Source organism: Bacillus cereus group sp. MS39 (assembly GCF_040448665.1).
In the GTDB taxonomy this organism is placed as follows: Bacteria; Bacillota; Bacilli; order Bacillales; family Bacillaceae_G; genus Bacillus_A; species Bacillus_A wiedmannii.
On record NZ_CP123058.1, the window covers coordinates 1,433,419 to 1,455,271 of the forward strand.

The following is a 21,853-nucleotide window of genomic DNA, read 5'->3' on the forward strand; positions in this document are numbered from 1 at the left end:
TATATATATTAAAAAATATATCACATTTAATTAAATGTGATATACAATTAAGTTGTTAGAAAAGGAAGAGGTATGCTATACTATTTTTGTGAAACAAATTGATCAGAAAACTTATCATTTGTTAAAAAATAAGGTATGATGGATAAAAATAAAGTGAAGCTTTCTAAGTATAATATAATGTAGAAAGTGAAGAACTTCACGCTCTTTATGGTGTGTATATATTTTATCTCTAGAGTGGTAGGAAAGTAGAGGGGGAAAATCATGACAAAGCTGCAACGTATTCAAAAAGTATTGGTAGCTAACCGTGGAGAGATTGCAATTCGTGTGTTTCGAGCTTGTTCGGAACTTGGATTAAAAACAGTTGCAATCTATTCTAAAGAGGATAGCGGTTCTTATCATCGTTATAAAGCCGATGAGTCCTATTTAGTTGGGGAAGGGAAAAAGCCAATTGATGCTTATCTAGATATTGAGGGCATTATTGAGATTGCGAAAAGTAATCATGTAGATGCAATCCACCCTGGATATGGTTTCTTGTCAGAAAATATTCAATTCGCAAAACGTTGTGAAGAAGAAGGGATTATCTTTATTGGTCCAAAGAGTAAGCATTTAGATATGTTTGGAGATAAAGTGAAAGCAAGAACACAAGCGCAGCTAGCACAAATTCCAGTTATTCCTGGTAGTGATGGGCCAGTAAATTCAATAGAAGAAGTCGAAGAATTTGCTGAAAAGTATGATTACCCGATTATTATTAAAGCTTCCCTTGGCGGTGGCGGTCGTGGTATGCGTATTGTACGTACTAGTGAAGAATTAAGAGAATCGTATAATCGAGCGAAGTCAGAAGCGAAAGCAGCCTTTGGTAATGATGAAGTATACGTTGAAAAATTCGTTGAAAAACCTAAACATATAGAAGTTCAAATTTTAGCAGATGAAGAGGGCAATGTTGTACATTTATATGAGCGTGATTGTTCTGTACAACGTCGTCATCAAAAAGTTGTAGAAATTGCACCAAGTGTGTCGCTTTCAGATGATTTACGTCATCGTATTTGTGATGCTGCTGTGAAATTAACGAAAAATGTAAACTATTTAAATGCAGGAACAGTAGAATTTCTTGTAAAAGGTGATGAGTTTTACTTTATTGAAGTAAATCCGCGTGTTCAAGTTGAACATACGATTACAGAGATGATTACAGGAGTCGATATCGTTCAATCGCAAATTTTAATAGCTGATGGACATGCATTACATAGTAAAATAGTAGGTGTTCCGAAGCAAGAGGAAGTAGTTGTGCATGGATTTGCAATCCAATCTCGTGTAACAACTGAGGATCCACTAAATAATTTTATGCCGGATACAGGAAAAATAATGGCGTACCGATCAGGCGGTGGTTTCGGTGTGCGTCTTGATACAGGAAATAGCTTCCAAGGTGCAGTTATTACACCGTACTACGATTCTTTACTTGTAAAAGTTACAACATGGGCGCTTACTTTTGAACAAGCTGCTGCAAAAATGGAACGTAACTTAAAAGAATTCCGTATTCGTGGTATTAAAACAAATATTCCATTCCTAGAGAATGTAGTAAAACATAAAAACTTCTTATCAGGAGAATATGATACTTCGTTTATTGATGTGTCACCTGAACTATTCTTGTTCCCGAAACGTAAAGACCGCGGAACGAAAATGTTAAATTACATTGGTTCAGTAACAGTAAATGGCTTCCCAGGAGTAGGGAAAAAAGAGAAACCAATTTTCCCGGATGCTCGTATACCGAATGTATTACATTCAGAGCCAATCCAAAATGGAACGAAACAAATTTTGGACGAGCGTGGAGCAGATGGATTAGTAAAATGGGTACAAGATCAAAACCGTGTACTTTTAACGGATACAACATTCCGTGATGCGCATCAGTCATTACTTGCAACTCGTATTCGTACAAAAGATTTACATCAAATTGCAGAGCCAACAGCGAGAATGTTACCGAACCTATTCTCAGCGGAAATGTGGGGTGGTGCAACGTTTGATGTTGCATATCGTTTCTTAAAGGAAGATCCATGGGAACGATTACTAGATCTTCGTGAAAAAATGCCAAACGTTTTATTCCAAATGTTACTTCGTTCTTCAAACGCAGTTGGTTACAAAAACTATCCGGATAATTTAATTCAAAAATTTGTGGAATGTTCTGCTCAAGCTGGAATTGATGTCTTCCGTATTTTTGATAGCTTAAACTGGGTAGAAGGTATGAGAGTTGCGATTGATGCTGTACGAGATACTGGTAAAATTGCAGAAGCAACAATGTGCTACACAGGAGATATTCATGATCCGTTACGTAGTAAATATGATTTGAATTATTATAAAAACTTAGCAAAAGAGTTAGAAGCATCAGGAGCACATATATTAGGAATTAAAGATATGGCAGGCTTATTAAAACCTAATGCGGCATATGATTTAGTTTCTGCATTAAAAGAGACGGTATCGATTCCGATTCACTTGCATACACACGATACGAGTGGAAATGGTATATTAACGTATACAAAGGCAATTGAAGCAGGTGTTGACATTGTCGATGTAGCAGTAAGTTCTATGGCTGGTCAAACGTCACAACCAAGTGCGAACACGCTATACTATGCATTAGGTGGAAACGAAAGACAGCCAGACGTTAATATAGATTCATTAGAAAAACTATCTCATTATTGGGAAGATGTACGTAAATACTACGCACCGTTTGAAAGTGGTATGAATGCACCTCATACAGAGGTATATATGCACGAAATGCCAGGCGGACAGTATAGTAATCTACAACAACAAGCGAAAGCGGTTGGTTTAGGAGATCGCTTCGATGAAGTGAAAGTAATGTACCGCCGTGTGAATGACATGTTTGGCGATATTGTTAAAGTAACACCATCATCTAAAGTTGTCGGTGATATGGCATTATTTATGGTTCAAAATCACTTAACAGAACAAGATGTTTTAGAGCGTGGGCATTCTATGGACTTCCCAGGATCTGTTGTTGAAATGTTCTCAGGAGATTTAGGACAACCGTATGGTGGTTTCCCGAAAAAGTTACAAGAAATTATTTTAAAAGGGAAAGAGCCATTAACAGTAAGACCGGGTGAATTATTAGAGCCAGTAGATTTCGACGCGTTAAAAGAAGAGCTATTCCATAAGCTTGGACGCGAAGTGACGATTTTTGATGTTGTTGCATATGCATTATATCCAAAAGTATTTATGGATTACGAAAAAGTTGCTGAGCTTTATGGAAGTGTGTCTGTGCTTGATACACCGACATTCTTCTATGGTATGAGACTTGGTGAAGAAATTAATGTGGAAATCGAACAAGGTAAAACATTGATGGTTAAACTAGTATCAATCGGAGAGCCTCAGCCAGATGGAAATCGTATTCTTTACTTGGAGTTTAACGGTCAACCACGTGAGATTGTTGTGAAAGACGAAAGTGTGAAAGCAACAGTGGCACAACGTGTGAAAGGAAACCGTGAAAATCCAAACCACATTAGTGCAACAATGCCGGGAACGGTTATTAAAGTAGTTGTAAAAGAAGGCGATGAAGTGAAAAAAGGCGATTCTATGGCAATTACAGAAGCGATGAAAATGGAAACGACAGTTCAAGCGCCGTTCAATGGTAAAGTGAAAAAAGTATATGTTAACGATGGAGATGCAATTCAAACGGGTGACTTACTCATTGAATTAGATCACTAAAAAAGAAAAAGAGCTGTGTAAATGCAGCTCTTTTTCTTTATCCCGCTATTCGCCGGACAGTAAGACACCCGCCTCAAAATTCAGCGAAAACAAAGAAGTTAGATGGGGGATCAACTGCCCATAAAAGCCTGATTGGTGCGGGCTAATAAGCAGTGGGGGATGAAGCCCCCACTGCTTAAAGTTTCACTTTATTGCAAAAAATACCTTGCCAATTCAGCAAGGTATTTTAATTTGAATTTATTTTGTTTGTTTAGAAGTTGATTCAGCTTCTTTTGCATTCACTTTACTTCGTGTACCTAACATAACTAAATAGCATAGTACAGCAAACAAGCAAGAAATGAATAGTGAATGTAATAATGCCATTACTAAATTAGCATTTGTAAATACGACTAAAATTCCTACGATAGCTTGAAGTGTAACAAGGATAAATGAAATGATCCATCCCCAGTATACGACAGGCTGCTGCTTGTAATGGCGAATAGCGAGAATCATCGCGTATAGTATCCAAGCGAAAATTAACATCGCTGCAACTCTATGTCCCATTTGAACCCATTCATGTAGTTGAGTTGGCATAGGTCTATTTTTGCTACATAAAGGAAAGTCTGGACAGGCTAAGCTAGCTCGTTCGTGACGTACTAAAGCACCTGTGTAGACGACAATATAACTGTAAATTGTTACACCATAAATATGAAATTTCATTTTTTTGTCCATAATAAGTGAACGTGCATCAAATTTCTGATCAATTTCAAAGATAAGACACGTTAATAAAATGACAGAAGCAAATGAAATTAAGGAAATACCGAAATGGATAGCAAGTACAGCTGGCATTTGTCCCCAAACAACTGCTGCCGCTCCCATTAATGCTTGCGCAACTAAAAATACGAAGGATAAAATTGCTAACGTTTTTGTTTCGCGCACATGTTTATAATATTTCCAGGACAAAATACAAAGGAGAGTGACAAGAATTCCTGCTGATCCTGATGTAAGGCGGTGACTTAGTTCAATAATAGTTTCCATTGATAAATTAGATGGAACAAATTCACCGTTACAAAGTGGCCATGATTTACCGCACCCTTGGCCAGAACCTGTTTTTGTAACTAAGGCGCCTCCTAGTAAAACTATTAATAAATCAAGACTCGTAATGACTGCTAACCATTTAATAAAGCGTTGCAATCTATTTCACCATCTTTCTGCTATGAAGTTATTGCGAAATATTTTCATTCCATTATGTATAGAATAAAAAGCGCTAGTTCCTATGATATATAAAAAATAATAAAATAGCAAAGAAATGGCGGGGGCAGACAGGGGAGAGAAAATGGGTGTGGAAATAGGATATATAAGGGAATTTTTAGGTGAAAAACAGGCTATTTTGAAAAGATATGGGGAGAATACGTGTTAAATATGACAAAAAAGTTTATTATAGAAGGTAACATCATGTTATGATAAGGACAAGTAAGAATTAAGTTTTTATATTCGACACAAAAAGTTCATGTTTTCTTCACAAAATGTTCGGGAAATATGATTTAATATATTGGAGTATGGGCGTAGATTAGTAGTAGAATGGATTAACAATATTTCTACTGTAATAATATTGCTATATAGAAGCGAAATATTTCATTCGAAATAGGCGCAAAAAGAAAGATGAAAGTTTTAAGAGGGGGTTAAAGTGATGAGCCATGCAACAAGTGAGCTGCATGATGAGTCAGCTGTTACAAGCGTACCGGAAACAACTCGGCTACAAGATTTATCAGCGCTCGTTAAAATGGGGATTGTAAACTCAAATACACTTACTGTATTTACAGGATTTTGGTTGGCATTACATTTTAATGGATTAAGTGTGATGGATAATCTGGATAAGTTATTCTTTACAATCGTTGGTTCTGGATTAATTATGGCAGGGGTATGTTGTTTAAATAACTACATTGATCGAGACATCGACCCGTTAATGGAAAGAACAAAAACCCGTCCAACAGTTACTGGGAAGTATAAACCGGGATTTGCACTTACATTTGGACTAGTTATATTACTTCTTGGATTTGTATTTTTATTATTAACAACACCAATGGCAGTATTAATGGGATTTATTGGTGCTTTCACATATGTTGTCTTATATACGTTATGGACAAAGAGAAAGTATACACTAAATACTGTTGTAGGTAGTATATCTGGAGCAGTTCCACCTTTAATTGGATGGGCAGCAATCGATCCATCTTTAGGCCATCCAATTGCTTGGATGTTATTTTTAATTATGTTTATTTGGCAAATCCCACATTTCCTCGCATTAGCGATGAAACGTGTTGATGAATATCGAAATGCAGGAATTCCAATGCTTCCTGTAGTTCATGGATTTGAAATTACGAAACGCCAAATTATGATTTGGACAGTATGTTTATTACCACTACCATTTTATATGAGTGGACTAGGGATAACATTTATGGTAATTGCAACATTGTTAAACATCGGATGGATCGTTTTAGGATTTTATGGCTTCCGTAAGCAAGATGACATCAAATGGTCCGTACAAATGTTTGTTTATTCCCTAAATTATTTAACAATCTTATTTGTATCAATGATTGTAGTTACATTCTTCTAAGACAACGACATAATTGGATTTCTTTACGTTGAGATTTACTTTACTTAACTATAAAGTACAATCTAATTCACAAGGAAAGTGGGGGTTGTTTGTATGAAGAAACAGTGGCGACTGCTTTCGTTCGTTTCACTGCTGGCTTTACTGTTAGGGGGATGCGGTAAAGCCTTTCAATCTACTTTAATTCCGCAAGGAGAAGTAGCAAAAATGCAATATGATTTGCTCTTACTAGCAACTGCGATTATGGTAGGAGTAGTACTAGTAGTTACTATTATTTTCTTATATGTAATTGTGCGTTTCCGACAAAAGAAAGGTCAGGAAGATTATATTCCAGAGCAAGTTGAAGGGAATCACAAACTAGAAATTATTTGGACAGTTATTCCGATTATTCTTTTGTTAATCTTAGCTGTTCCGACGGTTACATATACATTCAAACTTGCTGATGTAAGTGCGATGGAGAAAAAGAATATTGATAAAGATACTATCGTTGTTGATGTAACAGCGAATCTTTATTGGTGGGAATTTTCTTATAAATCAGAAAAAATAGTAACTTCTCAAGATTTAGTCATCCCCACAGGTAAGAAAGTGTATTTGAATTTGAAGGGTGCCGATATTAAACATTCGTTTTGGGTTCCATCTTTAGCTGGGAAAATGGATACAAATACAGACAATGTGAACAAAATGTGGTTAAAGGCAGATAAATCGGGCACTTATAATGGTTTTTGTACAGAATTTTGCGGCCCATCACATTCTTTAATGCAATTCAAAGTGAAAGCTTTAGATGAAAGCGAGTACAAAAAGTGGCTTGCTGATATGAAGAAGATTGATGGGAAGAAAGAAGTAGCTTCAACAAAGGCGCAAGAGGGCCAAGAAATATTTAATAAAAGCTGTATTGGTTGTCACGCAGTTGGATCTAATGATAGTAGACCACCTTCCGCTCGTATCGCACCAAACTTAGCAAACTTTGCGGATCGCGATATGGTTGCCGGTATTGCCGAAAACAATGAAGAAAACTTAAAAAAATGGCTGAAAGATCCTGAAAATATGAAACCAGGAAATAAAATGACTGGTAAATATGGCAACTTAACGGATGATCAAGTTGATGCATTAAATGCATACTTACAAACGTTAAAAGTTGAAAAGTAAAGAGGGATTATTCGCGAAGGGGAGGTTGAAAACGTGAGTTCTGTAGCAAAAAAACAGGGGATGGGTGCTGTCATATGGGATTATTTAACGACAGTAGACCATAAAAAGATTGCCATTCTCTATTTAATTGCAGGTGGATTGTTTTTTATAATAGGCGGAATAGAAGCTCTATTTATTCGCCTTCAATTAGCGATTCCTAACAACGCTTTTCTTGTTGGGGATGCTTATAATCAAGTATTAACGATGCACGGTACAACAATGATTTTCCTCGCAGCTATGCCACTCGTGTTTGCATTTATGAACGCCGCTGTACCACTTCAAATTGGTGCACGTGATGTAGCGTTCCCGTTTTTGAATTCACTCGGATTTTGGTTATTTTTCTTTGGTGGAGTATTTTTAAATTTAAGTTGGTTTTTAGGTGGAGCACCTGATGCAGGCTGGACATCTTATGCATCTTTAGCTTTAGCCTCTAAAGGCCATGGTGTTGATTTTTATGTACTCGGCTTGCAAATCTCCGGTATTGGTACATTAATTGGAGGTATTAACTTCCTTGTAACCATTATTAATATGCGTGCGCCAGGAATGACGTATATGCGTATGCCGATGTTTACATGGACGACATTTGTAACATCTTCTCTAATATTATTCGCTTTTCCGCCGTTAACTGTAGGATTAGGACTTTTAATGTTAGATCGTTTATTTGGAACAAGTTTCTTTAATCCAGCATTGGGCGGGAATACGATTATATGGGAGCATTTATTCTGGATTTTCGGTCATCCAGAAGTATACATTCTTATACTCCCAGCTTTCGGAATATTCTCAGAAATCTTCGCGACATTTTCGAAAAAACGATTATTTGGTTATTCGTCGATGGTGTTCGCGACAGTATTAATTGGATTCTTAGGATTTATGGTATGGGCGCATCATATGTTTACTGTTGGACTTGGTCCAGTTGCAAATGCTATTTTCTCAGTTGCAACAATGGCGATTGCAGTACCGACCGGTATTAAAATATTCAACTGGCTCTTTACGATGTGGGGAGGAAGTATTCGTTTTACGACACCGATGATGTGGGCAGTAGCTTTCATTCCATCATTCGTAATGGGTGGAGTTACAGGGGTTATGCTAGCATCTGCACCAGCGGATTATCAATTTCATGATAACTATTTCGTAGTAGCTCACTTTCATTATGTAATTGTCGGCGGTGTTGTATTTGGTCTACTTGCAGGAGCTCATTATTATTGGCCACTGATGTTTAATAAAGTATTGAATGAAACGTTAGGAAAGATAACATTTTGGCTATTCTTTATCGGTTTCCATTTAACGTTCTTCATACAGCATTTCCTTGGTTTAATTGGTATGCCACGTCGTTACTACACATATCTTGAAGGCCAAGGGTTGGAAATGGGGAATATGATTAGTTCTATTGGAGCGGTATTTATGGCTCTTGGAACGATTGTTCTTCTATTCAATGTAATTAAAACGACAGTTTCAAAAGAAAAGGCTGGTCGTGATCCATGGGATGCACGTACATTAGAATGGACGATGCCAGCACCAACACCAGAATATAACTTTAAACAATTACCATTTGTTCGCGGGTTAGATCCGTTTTGGATTGAAAAACGTGAAGGGAATAAAGAGATGACAGCGGCGGAACCAGTTGGTGATATTCATATGCCAAATCCATCATTTTCACCATTTATCATTTCTTTAGGATTGTTTATAGCGGCATTCGGTGCAATGTATATGCAGGGTGGAAAAGATAAGTTTTGGTTATTAGTAGCAATTATCGGTTTAATCATTACATTTGGCACAATGTTCCTACGTTCAGTAATTGATGATCATGGATATCATATTCATAAGGAAGATTTAGAAGATAAGGGGGGCAAGGCATAATGCATGTAGATGAAAAATTAACGAATGAAACATTTCCAGCAGAGCCTGAAAAAGCAACCCTTGAGGGGAAAAATAAGTTTGTCGGTTTTTGGTTATTTCTTGGAGGCGAAACAGTATTGTTCGCTTCCTTATTTGGCACATATTTGGCGTTAAAGAATTCTACAAATGGTGGACCAACATCTCAAGAGATGTTCCAAATGCCACTCGTTTTCATTATGACGATGCTTTTATTAACGAGTAGTTTAACGAGCGTTTATGCGATGTATCATATGAAAAACTTTAACTTTAAAAAAATGCAACTTTGGCTACTAGTAACAGTGTTGCTAGGTTTAGGGTTTTTAGCATTTGAGATATATGAGTTTTATCATTATACGCATGAATTTAAGCATACTATGAGAAGTAGTGCATTTGGTTCCGCGTTTTATGCTCTTGTTGGTACACATGGTCTCCACGTATTGTTTGGGTTATGTTGGATTTTAACATTAATCTTTAGAAATGCGAAGAGAGGTCTAAATTTATACAATGCACCGAAGTTTTATGTTGCATCGATTTATTGGCACTTTATTGACGTAGTTTGGGTGTTTATTTTCACTGTAGTATATTTGATGGGAATGGTGGGATAAACAATGGCGATAAAGCAAACGAATAATCCTAAAGTTGATCTTGTTTATCGGAAGAGAAAAAGTGCGGAGGAAATGAAGCATCAAGTTATTACATTTGCATTAATGATTTTTTTAACATTAGTTGCATTTGCAGCAGTCGCATATCCGAAAACTTTTAGTCCGACTTTCTCAGTACCATTTATTTTACTATTAGCAGTGGTACAAGTAATTTTTCAATTGTATTATTTTATGCATATGAGTCATAAAGGACATGAAGCGGCAAGTTTCTTTCTTTATTCTGGTCTGTTGATCGGGTTAATTACAATTTTAGCTTTTATGACAATTGTGTGGATTTGAAAAGTGAAAAATAAGGGAGCTTGTGTTGGCACAGCTCCCTCTTCTTATTATGTGAAAGGATAACCTTAAGAAGGTAGGTGTAACAATGAGTAACTTGTGGATATTTGGTTTTCAAGCTCTATGGAGTCCAATCTTTTTATTATTTATGCTTTCGATTCTTATTGGGTACTTTTTAATTATTGGGCCATATAGAATGCGATTTGAAAATGCGAGGAAGGTAAGTAAGAAGCAAATTTTTTATTTTACGACCGGGATTGTTCTTTTGTATCTTGTAAAGGGAGGGCCTATTGATTTAATTGGTCATATTATATTTAGTGCACATATGTTTGAAATGGCAGTTATGTATATTGCAGTTCCACCGTTATTGTTGCTTGGTATACCAGATTGGTTATATCGTTATATTACTTCTTTTAAGTTCGTTCAAATTATATTAAAGATATTTGCTAAACCACTTATTGCATTGTTTGTATTTAATGGCCTGTTTTCTTTTTATCATTTACCAGTTGTTTTTGATACAGTAAAACAAAGTCAAATTGCTCATCCTATTTGTCTCGCTATATTGTTCTTTACGGCAATCATGATGTGGTGGCCGATGCTAAATCCATTACCAGAATATCAAACATTAAGTGATATAAAGAAACTTGGTTATATGTTTGCTAACGGTATATTATTAACGCCAGCTTGTGCGCTAATCATTTTTGCAACTGCACCGTTATTTGCAACCTATACGGATCCGGCTGCTTGGATGAAGGCGATGGAACTTTGTGTACCCGCGGGAACTTTATCAGATTTAAATATAACGGGATCAGAATTTTTACACTGGATGCCAGTCGTACAAGACCAACAAACAGGTGGCATCATTATGAAAATTGTCCAGGAAATAGTGTATGGCACAATTATAGGCTATGTATTCTTTCGATGGGCGCGTCGAGAGCGTGAAAAGGATAAAGAGCAGTTGCAACAATTGCCGCCGTATTTACAGACTAAGTAAAAAAGTGTATGGGTTTCCATACACTTTTTTAGTTTTAGTAAACTATAAAAAGATTGAATTTTCAATTTATTTATGTTAAGTTAGTGTAGGCATGTACTAAAAGTGGATATAAGATTTACTACTAGCTTTAATACGTAATGATTCCATGTGTAGTGCAAGTTTTTTAGAGAGTTACAAATTTATATTGTTATCTTTAATAAACAAGAACTATTTTAAGGGGGAATTTAAATGGGTAGTAGTGGAAGTATGGTAAAGCCAATTAGTGGTTTTTTAACAGCATTAATACAATATCCAGTACCGGTAGTAGAGTCACGTGCAGACATTGATAAACAAATTAAACAGATCATAAAAACAATTCATTCAACTAAATCAGGGTATCCTGGATTGGAATTGATAGTATTTCCAGAATATAGTACACAAGGGCTTAATACAAAAAAATGGACTACAGAAGAGTTTTTATGTACAGTTCCTGGGCCAGAAACAGACTTGTTTGCTGAGGCATGTAAAGAGTCTGAGGTATATGGTGTTTTTTCTATAATGGAAAGAAACCCTGATGGTGGAGAACCGTATAATACAGCAATAATTATTGATCCACAAGGTGAAATGATTTTGAAGTATCGTAAGCTAAATCCTTGGGTGCCAGTCGAACCTTGGAAAGCTGGAGATTTAGGCTTACCTGTTTGTGATGGACCTGGAGGAAGTAAATTAGCTGTTTGTATTTGTCATGATGGTATGTTTCCTGAAGTAGCTCGTGAAGCAGCTTATAAAGGTGCAAATGTCTTGATTCGTATTTCTGGATATAGCACACAAGTTAGTGAACAATGGATGTTAACTAATCGTTCGAATGCATGGCAAAACTTAATGTATACATTGTCAGTGAACTTAGCGGGTTATGATGGGGTATTTTATTACTTTGGTGAAGGACAAGTATGTAATTTTGATGGGACTACTTTAGTGCAGGGACACCGAAATCCTTGGGAGATTGTTACTGCCGAAGTATATCCAGAGCTAGCAGATCAGGCTAGATTAGGATGGGGTCTCGAAAATAATATATATAATTTAGGTTCAAGGGGATATGTAGCGACTCCTGGAGGGGTGAAAGAAAACCCGTATACGTTTGTAAAAGATTTAGCTGAAGGTAAATATAAGGTTCCTTGGGAAGATGAGATTAAAGTAAAGGATGGAACTATTTATGGGTATCCAGTCAAAAAGACGATTCATTCTTAAGTAAGATAAATAGAAAAAGCGCATCACTATGATGCGCTTTTTCTATTTACTCAATGATTTGGAACTCTTTTAACTCTTTTTCGATATTTTGTAGGAGTTGTTCGCTTTTTTGAAGTACATTCGTTGGGAAAGTTTCACCATCACCATATTCAACGCCGTGAGGATAATAATGTTTTCCTAATAAGGGAGGAAGTAGCTTTATATCAGCGTGTCTGCTACCAACATCACCTTCAACAGCCAAACCTTGTACGCGCAAATAATAAATATCATTTAATATTTCAAATTTATAATCGTATGTAACTCGTTCATAATCCCACTGTCCAGCAAGTACAAAATGGTTCTTTTCCATAATCTCTGTTAATAGTGTTAAATCAACGACTGCCCCATTAAATTTCGTATTTGTAAATTGCATATAATACCTCCTCTTTTCATGTTACATCATTATTTTTATAATAGTACGAATAATAAGAAAGCGCAATTCATATTGAGAGAAAAGGTAGAATCCAGACTTTTTTTGCAAAAATATGATATAGTGAAAAGAGTACGGTACACACAAAAAAGGAAAGAAAAGGATTTGTGTATATCTCAATTTTATGTTTTGTGCAGGAGGTATATCGATTGAAGAAATTATTGCGTATCGTAATGATTACATTTTTAATTTTAGCTGTTGATTTATACGGAAAATTACTCGTTTCACAATATATATTAACCCCATCTCAATCAAAGCAAGAAAATAAAATTGTGAAAAAGAAAAAACAAGTAAATGAAGACTCTTCCGATACTGTTTTAAATATGATTGGTGGGGACTCTGAAAATTTATTAGCAAAATGGGGCGAACCATCTCGAATAGAGCCATCTGCTTACGGATATGAATGGTGGGTATATAATCAAGATTTAACTAAGTATGTGCAATTTGGAGTTGCAGAACGAAAAGTTGTAACGGCGTATGTCGCTGGTGAGCAAGTTAAGGTGCCGCCTTATTATATAAATGAAAAGTATGAAGAAGTGTATAAAAAGAGTCCACTCTCGCATGAGATTTCGTTAAAAAGAGGGAAAAATAGTTATCAATTTGAGTTATCTGACACGGAAGTGATGGAACAACCATTAATACCTGTAGAAGATGGCTGGGCACAATTATATTTTGATCATTTTACACATGAGCTTGTTGGTGTTCGTTATATGGATGATGAAACGTTATTACGCCAAAGACCGTATCAGCTTGTTTATTCGGGTGAATTACTAGCTGAACAACCATTGACTCCAGATAAAATGAAACAAATAGAGAATGGGAATATGCAACAAATTTTTGATTTAACAAATATTATTCGAAGTCGCTATAAGTTACCGCTGCTAGCTTGGGATCAACAAACAGCAGAGGTGGCTATAGGGCATAGTAAAGATATGAAGGATAATAATTACTTTTCACACGATTCACCTACACTAGGTACGTTAGGAGATCGTTTACAGCGCGGGAAAGTAGGGTTTCAACTTGCTGGTGAGAACATAGCGGCGCAGCATAGTGATGGAATTGCGGCGGTGCAAGGTTGGCTAAATAGTGAAGGGCATAGAAAGAATGTATTAAATGAACAATTTACAGGATTAGGTGTTGGGGTATACGATAAGTTTTATACACAAAACTTTATTCGAAAATAAAGTGAAATTTTAAGTTGTGTAGGGGACACCTCACGTTTAAGTACTTCGTATTCACTGAAGTGTAGGTCGGAATCTTACCGTATGCAAATAGCAGGATAAAAAGGTGCATGAATCGTCTAAAAATAGGCGAACCATGTGCCTTTTTTTTCTTACTATATAGTAGATATACATGAAGAGGTGAGGATTATGCCAACAACAAAAGGGCCGTTACATCCATCGGTTCAACAGTTTAAAGAGTTTGTAAACCATCACCCTAAAATGGTTCATGAGGTTAGAAGTGGTCACAAAACTTGGCAACAGTTTTATGAAGAATGGTACTTACTTGGTGAAGAAGATCCGATATGGGCAACTTTTAGGCCTGATGGAGCGCCAGCTTTTTCTTCGGTAAAAGAAAATAAACAAGAAAAAGAAAAAGATAATCGAACTGAAGAGGAAAAAACTGCTGATGTGATGGGACAAATGCTTTCTTTCTTTAAAAAGCTAGATGTGGAACAGATGCAACACCATTTAGCTAATGTGACGAGTGCTATTGGTAGTGTGCAACAAGTTTTTCAACAATTTCAAGGGAAGCCCGCGCGGCAAGAAGAAAGTACTTCCGAAAATAATCCATTTTTCTTTCAGAAGGATTAGGGGGAAAGCGGATGAGAGCAGAAATTATGGAGTTTATAAAGGCTGATGAGGATTTATCTCGCTATATTAGGGAGCAACCGTACTGGTATAGAAAACTAACGCGAAACCCTGAAGAAAAAGAGGCATTTGAGTTAGCGGCTATGCAGCATTTCAAAAAAACGATACCAGATAAAGTTGAGAAATTTCAAAACCAATTGGCAGTTGCCTCCATTATGATCGATATGTTTCAGTATATGAAGCAGCAAAATACAACATAATTGGAAGGGAAAACTATGTCCGTCATGCAGAACTTTTGATACAATAGAAGCGGATTATTTAAAAAGGAGTTGCAGCATGAGCATGACGGAAATTTGTTTAGTACGACATGGACAAACTGATTGGAATTTTCAAGAGATTATTCAGGGACGTGAAGATATTCCACTTAATGAAGTGGGAAAGAAGCAAGCAAGTCAAAGTGCAGTTGCTTTGCAAGCGGAAGCATGGGATGTAATTATAAGTAGCCCATTAATTAGAGCGCACGAAACAGCTAAGGAAATTGCAGGGGCTGCAGGATTGCAATCGATTTTATTAGATGAGCGATTTGTTGAACGTAATTTTGGTGAAGCTTCTGGGAAGCCGGTTGCGACTGTTAGGGAGCTAATTGCAGAAGGTAAAGTAGAAGGTATGGAGCAAGATGACGAGATTGTAACTCGTTGCTTTGCTGCTATAAAAGATGTTGCAGAAACTCATTCTGGCAAACGTATTATCATTGTAGCTCATTCACATGCGATAAAAGCAATTTTACATGCAATTGCACCGGAAGATATTTCGTTTAAGACACCATTAAAAAATGCATGTATTAGTTATGTGAAAGAAAATAGTGGGAAATGGGATGTTCTGAAATATAATATTGCGGAACATATTAATGTATAAGTATGTGCTGGGATTATACGGAAAATAGTTAGAGTGATATCTTTCTGTTTAGTGAGACGCTTCAATTAGTAGTTCTATTCTAAATGTGGTATGATGAATACTCGGAGGTGTCTCTCATGATTGTAGCGACGCTGGAAAGCGTATTGATATTAGATAAGGCAGAGCAGCTTGCAAAAGCGATTATCTGTTCAGATATAGCAGAAGACTATCGTAAGTGTTATAAAGAATTGCATGAAGATATGGAAGTTCAGACGTTAATTCAGCAATTTACAGCGATGAAAGAACGATATGAAGAAGTGCAACGTTTCGGTAAATACCATCCTGATTATACTTTCGTTTCGACGAAAATGAGGGAGTTAAAGCGTTCTGTAGACTTACATGATAAGGTTGCAGCTTTTAAACGAGTAGAAACAGCTTTGCAAAAGTTGTTAGATGAAGTTAGTGTAGCAATCGGTTCTGAGGTGTCTTCTTCCATCAAAGTTCCAACAGGAAATCCATTTTTTGATGCTGGTGGCTGTGGTGGCGGTTGTGGTACCGGCGGAGGTTGTGGCTGTAAAACGGGGTAAATTACCCCGTTTTTTAGAAGATAGAAGAAAACGTATACAGAGTTTGTCCTGTAATGTCATAAATTTCTGATTGGTTTTCATAAAATATAAAATATATGTTTTTAAAAGGAGAAGATGGAGAAGATTATGTTCGGGCAACGACAAAGTATGATTGTTTATTTACATTCATTGAAACATGCCAAGATTTTAAGGAAATATGGTAACATACATTACATATCAAAACGCTTAAAATACGCAGTAGTATATTGTGATATGGAACAAATTGAGCATATGATGCAAAAGTTGAACAAACTTCCTTTTGTGAAGAAGATAGAACAGTCGTACCGCCCGTATTTAAAAACGGAATTTGAAAATTCACGTCCTGATCGGGCAAAAGAATACGATTATAGTTAATAGAAAAAATCCCCTGCTAATTTTAGTAGGGGATTTTTTTACTTGAAATAACACTTTATTTCATTGGAGGAATGAAATTATTCATTCGTAAAATACCAATTAAATGATTGAAAAACAGTTCTTTTTCTGGGAAAGTTGTGGATGGTTTTACCGTAAAGGTAGTCACTTTTCTTCCTAGTTGTTCTGCCGTTTCTTCAAATAAAATGACGCGTTTACTTTTTTTATTTTCAAGTACAGGAATGCCTTCACGACATATGTATAATGGTTGGAAATCACCAGTAGTAGTTGGTTTTAATATTACAACAAGTGAGCACACTTTTTTTTCATTTTTAATCGTTTCAAATTGTAACATATGTGTTATACGTTCTTGATTTGCTTTGGCAATTTCAAGTAATTCATATAAATCAGAGTAGCCTTCTCCGAGTTCTATAAAGCGTTGAATCATATTTTTTCCTCCTCTTTCTTTTATTTACTGTACCATCTCACTTTTTAAATGAAAAGTAGACAAAGAAAAAAAACCCTGCAAAGCAGGGCCCTTCTTATACTAGCATGTACTAGTAAGAAGGCAAAGGGAGAGGAGAAACCGGAGGAAGAACTTATGGGGAAACGTAAGTCTTCTCCGCGGTTGGCAACAACATCGAAGGTGATGTTGTTATAATTATTTATGTCCAATCTAAATGAAGATATACATCATGAAATTAAATTTTATGTTTGGCTTTTTATTTTTCTTTTTTTTATTTTATGATAGGATAAAAAAGATAAAGTGAAACGAATATACATAATGGGTTCGTGTTAGCGCATAGTGAGATGAATACATAAAAATGCAGAGCGGTTATTTTAAGCCAAAGTTCTCCTATTGTTCGTTGAGAAATGAATGGAAAATTTCATGGAATAGTATAGTTTGGTAGCGGTTACCGAATGGAGAAAGGTTTTCTATAATTGCTCGATAGATTGAAATAAAGGTAGTGACAACAGATGAGAGTAGTTTCAGGAAAATGTAAAGGGCATCCACTAAAAGCGGTGCCAGGTAATACAACACGTCCAACGACAGATAAAGTAAAAGAATCAATCTTTAATATGATAGGTCCTTATTTTGATGGTGGTATCGCTCTTGATTTATTTGGCGGTAGTGGTGGTCTTGGAATCGAGGCTATAAGTAGAGGGATTGATAAAGCAATTTTTGTTGATCGAGATAATAAAGCGATAAAAGTAATCCATCAAAATTTAGAAAGTTGTCGAATACAGGAACAAGCTGAAGTATATCGAAATGATGCAGAACGTGCGGTAAAGGCTCTTATAAAACGTGAAATATCATTCGATCTTATATTAATTGATCCTCCATATAAAGATCAAAAAATTGTATCTTTAATTAGTGTGATGGATCAACATGGATTGCTACATAGAGATGGATTAATTATGTCAGAGCATGGTAATGATGTAGTTTTACCTGATTCTATAGGGAGTCTTGTAAAAGTAAGAGCTGAAAATTATGGGATTACAGCAATATCGATTTATAAGTATGAAGGTGAGGGGACGGAATGACTAGTATAGCTATTTCTTCGGGAAGTTTTGATCCAATTACCCTTGGGCATCTGGATATTATTAAAAGGGGAGCAAAAGTATTTGATGAGGTATACGTAGTAGTTTTAAACAACTCGTCAAAAAAACCGTTCTTTTCAGTTGAAGAGCGCTTAGATTTAATTCGAGAAGCAACAAAGGATATCCCGAATGTAAAAGTAGATTCACATAGTGGACTACTAGTGGAGTATGCGAAAATGCGTAATGCAAACGCGATTTTGCGTGGGTTACGAGCGGTTTCTGATTTTGAATATGAGATGCAAATTACTTCTATGAATCGAAAATTAGATGAAAATATTGAAACCTTTTTTATTATGACAAATAACCAATATTCATTTTTAAGCTCGAGCATTGTAAAAGAAGTTGCGAGATATGGAGGAAGCGTAGTAGATCTTGTACCTCCTGTTGTAGAACGTGCTTTAAAAGAAAAGTTTCAAACCCCGTTAAAGTGAACGGGGTTTTTCTTTGTTGCTACGAAAAAATAATAAGATAACATATACATATAAACAAAATAAAGTAAAGATCGGTCCATAGTGTACAAAAGATGTCCAAATTTCTTGCAGTATAGAAGAATGATTCGATAAAAATACGGGGATATCTTTTTGCATAGGTGAAAAAGAGCTTACTTTTTCATAAAATGGTTTCCAAAATATAAAAGTAAAAATAGGAGCCAGAATACTTTGGATAATTCGTGCGAAAAAATAGGGCTTAAATCGGATGTCTGTTTCAGCTAATATGCTAGCAACTTGTGCCTGAATAGAAAGGCCGCTAAACGCTAAAATAAAGCTTGTTACCATAGCTTGCTGCAGGAGGGGTGTTTCATTTATTTGACTAATCATTTGGCTACCGAGTGTCATTTCAAAAATGCCTGATAAGATTGGAATACTAAATTCTGTAGTTAGTTGGAAGAATGATAAAATATGTTGCATAATAAAAGAAAGTGCTGCTGTAATATGAAATACAGTAATCATTTTATTTAAAACAGAGAATAAAATAATAAATCCACCAATCATAAGTAATGTTTGAATAGAAGAAACGATAGCGTCCCCAAGTAATTTTCCTAATGGTCTTTTTTCTTGCATGCGCGTCTCGTGTAGGACTGAAAAAGGGTTTTGAAAAGGACGTTTTTTAGTAGGATGTTGATCCTTCGTGGAAATATTGTTATTGCCGTAAAAACGCATCAATAACCCGACGGCAAAGTTACTTAAATAATGTGCAGCGGCTAATACGATTCCTAATTTTGGATTATTGAAAAAACCGATAGAAACAGCTCCAAAAATAAAAAGTGGATTAGATGAGTTTGTAAAAGATACGAGGCGTTCTGCTTCGATTTGTGTTAGCTGATTACTTTTACGTAGTCTAGCGCTTAATTTGGCGCCAGCAGGGAATCCAGAAGCCATTCCCATTGCCCAAACAAATCCGCCTATCCCTGGAACGCGAAAAAGTGGTCGCATGAGTGGTTCTAATATAACACCTATAAATTTTACAACACCAATACTAATTAGAAGTTCCGCAATGATGAAAAACGGTAAAAGTGAAGGGAATACAACTTCCCACCATATATTTAACCCTCGAATGGAAGCTTGCAAAGCAGCTTGGGGGTGAAGTACAAGAGAAAAGGTTAAAAACAGTGTTGATATGGTAAGAAAAGCCGTTTTCCATTTTTCATACATGTAAGTAAATCCCCCTTTGTCCCAAAAAACGTTCATTTCAGTATACGTGGATACGTAGTGCATTTAGACCATAAGTATGAAAAAGGAATGAAAAAAATTAAAGGGTGAGAAAAATGAAAGAACCGAAAATTGGTTTAGCTCTTGGATCTGGGGGCGCAAAAGGGTTTGCGCATATTGGTGTTATAAAAGTTTTAAGAGAAAATGGTATACCGATTCATATGATTGCAGGAAGTAGTATGGGGGCTTTAGTAGGTACGTTTTATGCAGCTAGCTCAAACGTTGAAAGGTTGTATAAACTGGCAAATGTTTTTAAGAGGAAATATTATTTAGATTTTACAGTTCCGAAAATGGGATTTATTGCTGGAAAACGTGTCAAAGATATGATTAAAATGTTTACATATAATAAAAATTTAGAAGAGTTAGATATCCCGACGGCTGTTGTGGCTACTGACATCTTGAAGGGGGAAAAAGTAGTTTTTACAAGTGGTCCTGTTGCAGAGGCTGTGAGAGCTAGCATATCTGTACCTGGAGTGTTTGTACCAGAAAAAATAGATGGACGATTATTGGTGGATGGCGGAGTGATTGATCGCATTCCAGTATCGGTTGTGAAAGAGTTAGGTGCCGATATTGTTATTGCTGTTGATGTATCGCCGATTAAAGTGAATGGAGAGGTTACGTCTATTTATGATGTAATTATGCAGAGTATTGAAATTATGCAACATGAGCTGGTGATGAATCGACAAATTGCATCGGATTTAATGATGCGACCAGCTGTAGAACAATTTAGTTCACGTGCTTTTACAAACATTGAAGACATTATTCGAGTTGGAGAAGTAGAGGCGGAAAAACATGTTGCAAATATTTATTTATTAATTGAGCAGTGGAAGGAGAAACATAATGTTTAAGCGTTTTCGGTTTATATATGCAATTTTAATAGGGGTTATATTGGCGATGTTACTTGTTTACGTACGTTTACCGTATTATGTAACAAAACCAGGAATGGCGGCCAAATTAGAGCCTTACGTTCAAGTTGAGGGTGGAACGAAAGAATCCGGTGATTTTATGCTTGTTACGGTTTCAATGGGACCAGCAAATGTGGTGAATTTAATAGCGGCACAGTTTAATAAATATACACATATTTCGAAAGCGGAAGAAATATTGCAAAAAGGTGAGAGTGATGAAGAATATCAATTCCGCCAAAATTATGCGATGAAAGATTCGCAAAATGCAGCAATCTATAATGCGTATAAACGTGCAAACCGTACTGTTTCTTTTGAAAATAAAGGTGTATTGGTTGCAGGAGTAGCGAAAGGGATGCCGTCAGAAGGAAAGCTTAAGCTTGGAGATGTCATCATAGCTGTCGACGGAAAAACATTTGAAAAGACGGAGCAATTTATTGAATATATGACAGGGAAAAAAGAAGGGGAAGCAGTAAATATTGAGTACAAGAGAAATGGAAAACAGTTAAAAGAAAATTTAAATGTAAAGGCCATTCCGAATGGAAATGGGCGTGTTGGTATAGGGGTTTCTATCGTTACTGAAAGAGAATTAGTGGTAGATCCGAAAGTGAAAATTGATTCTCATGAAATAGGCGGACCATCGGCAGGCCTAATGTTTACATTAGAAATATATAATCAACTTGTGGAAGATGATTTAACAAGAGGGCATGAAATAGCTGGAACAGGGACGATAAATGAAAAGGGAGAAATTGGCCCGATTGGTGGTATTCAGCAAAAAGTGGTTGCTGCAAGTGATGCTGGTGCTGAAGTGTTCTTTGCGCCAAATGAAAAAGGTGCGGAGAAATCGAATTATAAAGATGCGCTTGAGGCTGCGAAAGATATTAAAACAAAAATGAAAGTTGTACCAGTTGATACGCTGGATGATGCATTGCTGTATTTGGAAAAAATGGGCGAGAAAAAATAAACCTCTCT

22 protein-coding genes are annotated in these 21,853 nt (G+C 36.1%); 18 read left to right on the plus strand and 4 right to left on the minus strand.

Annotated features, from left to right (window positions below):
• Positions 1–261: 261 nt before the first annotated feature.
• On the plus strand, positions 262–3,708 hold the full coding sequence (pyc, locus tag QEP67_RS07650) for a pyruvate carboxylase (RefSeq protein WP_000164083.1): 3,447 nt from the start codon (positions 262–264) through the stop codon (positions 3,706–3,708).
• 237 nt (positions 3,709–3,945) lie between these two features.
• Here pyc and ctaA read toward each other — a convergent pair whose 3' ends face one another.
• Complete coding sequence (gene ctaA / locus QEP67_RS07655) at positions 3,946–4,881, minus strand: heme A synthase (RefSeq protein WP_001188735.1); 936 nt, start codon at positions 4,879–4,881, stop codon at positions 3,946–3,948.
• Between the two features lie 496 nt (positions 4,882–5,377).
• Between ctaA and ctaB the strand changes: the two genes are divergently transcribed.
• The 7 genes from ctaB to QEP67_RS07690 all read left to right on the plus strand — a co-directional run bounded on the left by ctaB (position 5,378) and on the right by QEP67_RS07690 (position 12,517).
• Entirely contained in the window at positions 5,378–6,301 is a 924-nt protein-coding gene (ctaB, locus tag QEP67_RS07660) for a protoheme IX farnesyltransferase (RefSeq protein ID WP_000017546.1), read from the plus strand.
• 93 nt (positions 6,302–6,394) lie between these two features.
• Complete coding sequence (coxB, locus tag QEP67_RS07665; protein ID WP_000745279.1) at positions 6,395–7,444, plus strand: cytochrome c oxidase subunit II; 1,050 nt, start codon at positions 6,395–6,397, stop codon at positions 7,442–7,444.
• Positions 7,445–7,504: 60 nt separating this feature from the next.
• Positions 7,505–9,340 (plus strand): cytochrome c oxidase subunit I, encoded by a 1,836-nt coding sequence (gene ctaD / locus QEP67_RS07670; RefSeq protein WP_000501451.1) that lies wholly within the window; start codon positions 7,505–7,507, stop codon positions 9,338–9,340.
• The gene (gene ctaE, locus QEP67_RS07675) at positions 9,340–9,963 is read left to right on the plus strand and encodes a cytochrome c oxidase subunit III (protein WP_000557858.1); all 624 of its coding nucleotides are present in this window, start codon (positions 9,340–9,342) and stop codon (positions 9,961–9,963) included. The genes ctaD and ctaE overlap by 1 nt, the downstream gene beginning before the upstream one ends.
• 3 nt (positions 9,964–9,966) lie before the next feature.
• Positions 9,967–10,299 carry a cytochrome c oxidase subunit IVB gene (ctaF, locus tag QEP67_RS07680; protein WP_000985699.1) on the plus strand — a complete coding sequence of 111 codons (333 nt, stop codon included), beginning with the start codon at positions 9,967–9,969 and terminating at the stop codon, positions 10,297–10,299.
• An 85-nt stretch (positions 10,300–10,384) separates the two neighbouring features.
• Positions 10,385–11,290 carry a cytochrome c oxidase assembly factor CtaG gene (gene ctaG, locus QEP67_RS07685; RefSeq protein ID WP_341056741.1) on the plus strand — a complete coding sequence of 302 codons (906 nt, stop codon included), beginning with the start codon at positions 10,385–10,387 and terminating at the stop codon, positions 11,288–11,290.
• 228 nt (positions 11,291–11,518) lie between these two features.
• Positions 11,519–12,517: a formamidase gene (locus QEP67_RS07690; protein WP_000535797.1), complete on the plus strand. Its 999-nt coding sequence runs from the start codon at positions 11,519–11,521 to the stop codon at positions 12,515–12,517.
• Between the two features lie 46 nt (positions 12,518–12,563).
• Here QEP67_RS07690 and QEP67_RS07695 read toward each other — a convergent pair whose 3' ends face one another.
• On the minus strand, positions 12,564–12,929 hold the full coding sequence (locus tag QEP67_RS07695; RefSeq protein ID WP_001160937.1) for a YugN family protein: 366 nt from the start codon (positions 12,927–12,929) through the stop codon (positions 12,564–12,566).
• A gap of 206 nt (positions 12,930–13,135) precedes the next feature.
• Between QEP67_RS07695 and QEP67_RS07700 the strand changes: the two genes are divergently transcribed.
• From QEP67_RS07700 to QEP67_RS07725, 6 genes are all read left to right on the plus strand, one after another.
• Positions 13,136–14,170 carry a CAP domain-containing protein gene (locus QEP67_RS07700; protein WP_000735385.1) on the plus strand — a complete coding sequence of 345 codons (1,035 nt, stop codon included), beginning with the start codon at positions 13,136–13,138 and terminating at the stop codon, positions 14,168–14,170.
• 186 nt (positions 14,171–14,356) lie between these two features.
• Positions 14,357–14,800: a YlbD family protein gene (locus QEP67_RS07705; RefSeq protein WP_001143336.1), complete on the plus strand. Its 444-nt coding sequence runs from the start codon at positions 14,357–14,359 to the stop codon at positions 14,798–14,800.
• 11 nt (positions 14,801–14,811) lie between these two features.
• Entirely contained in the window at positions 14,812–15,057 is a 246-nt protein-coding gene (locus tag QEP67_RS07710; protein WP_001200991.1) for a YlbE-like family protein, read from the plus strand.
• 82 nt (positions 15,058–15,139) lie between these two features.
• On the plus strand, positions 15,140–15,712 hold the full coding sequence (locus QEP67_RS07715; RefSeq protein ID WP_002008391.1) for a histidine phosphatase family protein: 573 nt from the start codon (positions 15,140–15,142) through the stop codon (positions 15,710–15,712).
• Positions 15,713–15,828: 116 nt separating this feature from the next.
• A complete protein-coding gene (locus QEP67_RS07720; protein WP_000634355.1) occupies positions 15,829–16,278 on the plus strand; it encodes a YlbF family regulator in 450 nt (149 codons plus the stop codon).
• A gap of 126 nt (positions 16,279–16,404) precedes the next feature.
• Positions 16,405–16,671, plus strand: coding sequence for a YlbG family protein (locus tag QEP67_RS07725; RefSeq protein WP_002080814.1), 267 nt, complete (start codon positions 16,405–16,407; stop codon positions 16,669–16,671).
• Between the two features lie 55 nt (positions 16,672–16,726).
• On the opposite strand, the gene QEP67_RS07730 is transcribed toward QEP67_RS07725, so the two are convergent.
• Entirely contained in the window at positions 16,727–17,116 is a 390-nt protein-coding gene (locus QEP67_RS07730; RefSeq protein ID WP_000616012.1) for a hypothetical protein, read from the minus strand.
• A gap of 530 nt (positions 17,117–17,646) precedes the next feature.
• On the opposite strand from QEP67_RS07730, the gene rsmD reads away from it, so the two are divergent.
• Positions 17,647–18,213, plus strand: coding sequence for a 16S rRNA (guanine(966)-N(2))-methyltransferase RsmD (gene rsmD, locus QEP67_RS07735; RefSeq protein ID WP_001266975.1), 567 nt, complete (start codon positions 17,647–17,649; stop codon positions 18,211–18,213).
• Positions 18,210–18,701 (plus strand): pantetheine-phosphate adenylyltransferase, encoded by a 492-nt coding sequence (coaD, locus tag QEP67_RS07740; RefSeq protein ID WP_000200598.1) that lies wholly within the window; start codon positions 18,210–18,212, stop codon positions 18,699–18,701. The genes rsmD and coaD overlap by 4 nt, the downstream gene beginning before the upstream one ends.
• On the opposite strand, the gene ylbJ is transcribed toward coaD, so the two are convergent.
• On the minus strand, positions 18,693–19,922 hold the full coding sequence (gene ylbJ / locus QEP67_RS07745) for a sporulation integral membrane protein YlbJ (RefSeq protein WP_000273093.1): 1,230 nt from the start codon (positions 19,920–19,922) through the stop codon (positions 18,693–18,695). The genes coaD and ylbJ overlap by 9 nt on opposite strands.
• Before the next feature lie 113 nt (positions 19,923–20,035).
• Here ylbJ and QEP67_RS07750 point away from each other — a divergent pair, with 113 nt between their 5' ends.
• On the plus strand, positions 20,036–20,827 hold the full coding sequence (locus QEP67_RS07750) for a patatin-like phospholipase family protein (RefSeq protein WP_000662602.1): 792 nt from the start codon (positions 20,036–20,038) through the stop codon (positions 20,825–20,827).
• On the plus strand, positions 20,820–21,845 hold the full coding sequence (locus QEP67_RS07755) for a SepM family pheromone-processing serine protease (protein WP_000476310.1): 1,026 nt from the start codon (positions 20,820–20,822) through the stop codon (positions 21,843–21,845). The genes QEP67_RS07750 and QEP67_RS07755 overlap by 8 nt, the downstream gene beginning before the upstream one ends.
• The last annotated feature ends 8 nt before the right edge of the window (positions 21,846–21,853 follow it).

Excerpts from the sequence above, each read along its gene's own strand:
- QEP67_RS07755 (WP_000476310.1), top strand. The coding sequence starts at position 20,820 with ATGTTTAAGCGTTTTCGGTTTATATATGCAATTTTAATAGGGGTTATA.
- ctaB (WP_000017546.1), top strand. The coding sequence starts at position 5,378 with ATGAGCCATGCAACAAGTGAGCTGCATGATGAGTCAGCTGTTACAAGC.
- ctaF (WP_000985699.1), top strand. The coding sequence starts at position 9,967 with ATGGCGATAAAGCAAACGAATAATCCTAAAGTTGATCTTGTTTATCGG.
- QEP67_RS07725 (WP_002080814.1), top strand. The coding sequence starts at position 16,405 with ATGTTCGGGCAACGACAAAGTATGATTGTTTATTTACATTCATTGAAA.
- QEP67_RS07705 (WP_001143336.1), top strand. The coding sequence starts at position 14,357 with ATGCCAACAACAAAAGGGCCGTTACATCCATCGGTTCAACAGTTTAAA.
- ylbJ (WP_000273093.1), bottom strand. The coding sequence starts at position 19,922 with ATGTATGAAAAATGGAAAACGGCTTTTCTTACCATATCAACACTGTTT.
- rsmD (WP_001266975.1), top strand. The coding sequence starts at position 17,647 with ATGAGAGTAGTTTCAGGAAAATGTAAAGGGCATCCACTAAAAGCGGTG.
- coxB (WP_000745279.1), top strand. The coding sequence starts at position 6,395 with ATGAAGAAACAGTGGCGACTGCTTTCGTTCGTTTCACTGCTGGCTTTA.
- QEP67_RS07730 (WP_000616012.1), bottom strand. The coding sequence starts at position 17,116 with ATGATTCAACGCTTTATAGAACTCGGAGAAGGCTACTCTGATTTATAT.
- QEP67_RS07720 (WP_000634355.1), top strand. The coding sequence starts at position 15,829 with ATGATTGTAGCGACGCTGGAAAGCGTATTGATATTAGATAAGGCAGAG.
- QEP67_RS07750 (WP_000662602.1), top strand. The coding sequence starts at position 20,036 with ATGAAAGAACCGAAAATTGGTTTAGCTCTTGGATCTGGGGGCGCAAAA.
- QEP67_RS07695 (WP_001160937.1), bottom strand. The coding sequence starts at position 12,929 with ATGCAATTTACAAATACGAAATTTAATGGGGCAGTCGTTGATTTAACA.
- ctaE (WP_000557858.1), top strand. The coding sequence starts at position 9,340 with ATGCATGTAGATGAAAAATTAACGAATGAAACATTTCCAGCAGAGCCT.
- QEP67_RS07690 (WP_000535797.1), top strand. The coding sequence starts at position 11,519 with ATGGGTAGTAGTGGAAGTATGGTAAAGCCAATTAGTGGTTTTTTAACA.
- QEP67_RS07715 (WP_002008391.1), top strand. The coding sequence starts at position 15,140 with ATGACGGAAATTTGTTTAGTACGACATGGACAAACTGATTGGAATTTT.
- ctaG (WP_341056741.1), top strand. The coding sequence starts at position 10,385 with ATGAGTAACTTGTGGATATTTGGTTTTCAAGCTCTATGGAGTCCAATC.
- QEP67_RS07710 (WP_001200991.1), top strand. The coding sequence starts at position 14,812 with ATGAGAGCAGAAATTATGGAGTTTATAAAGGCTGATGAGGATTTATCT.
- coaD (WP_000200598.1), top strand. The coding sequence starts at position 18,210 with ATGACTAGTATAGCTATTTCTTCGGGAAGTTTTGATCCAATTACCCTT.
- pyc (WP_000164083.1), top strand. The coding sequence starts at position 262 with ATGACAAAGCTGCAACGTATTCAAAAAGTATTGGTAGCTAACCGTGGA.
- ctaD (WP_000501451.1), top strand. The coding sequence starts at position 7,505 with ATGGGTGCTGTCATATGGGATTATTTAACGACAGTAGACCATAAAAAG.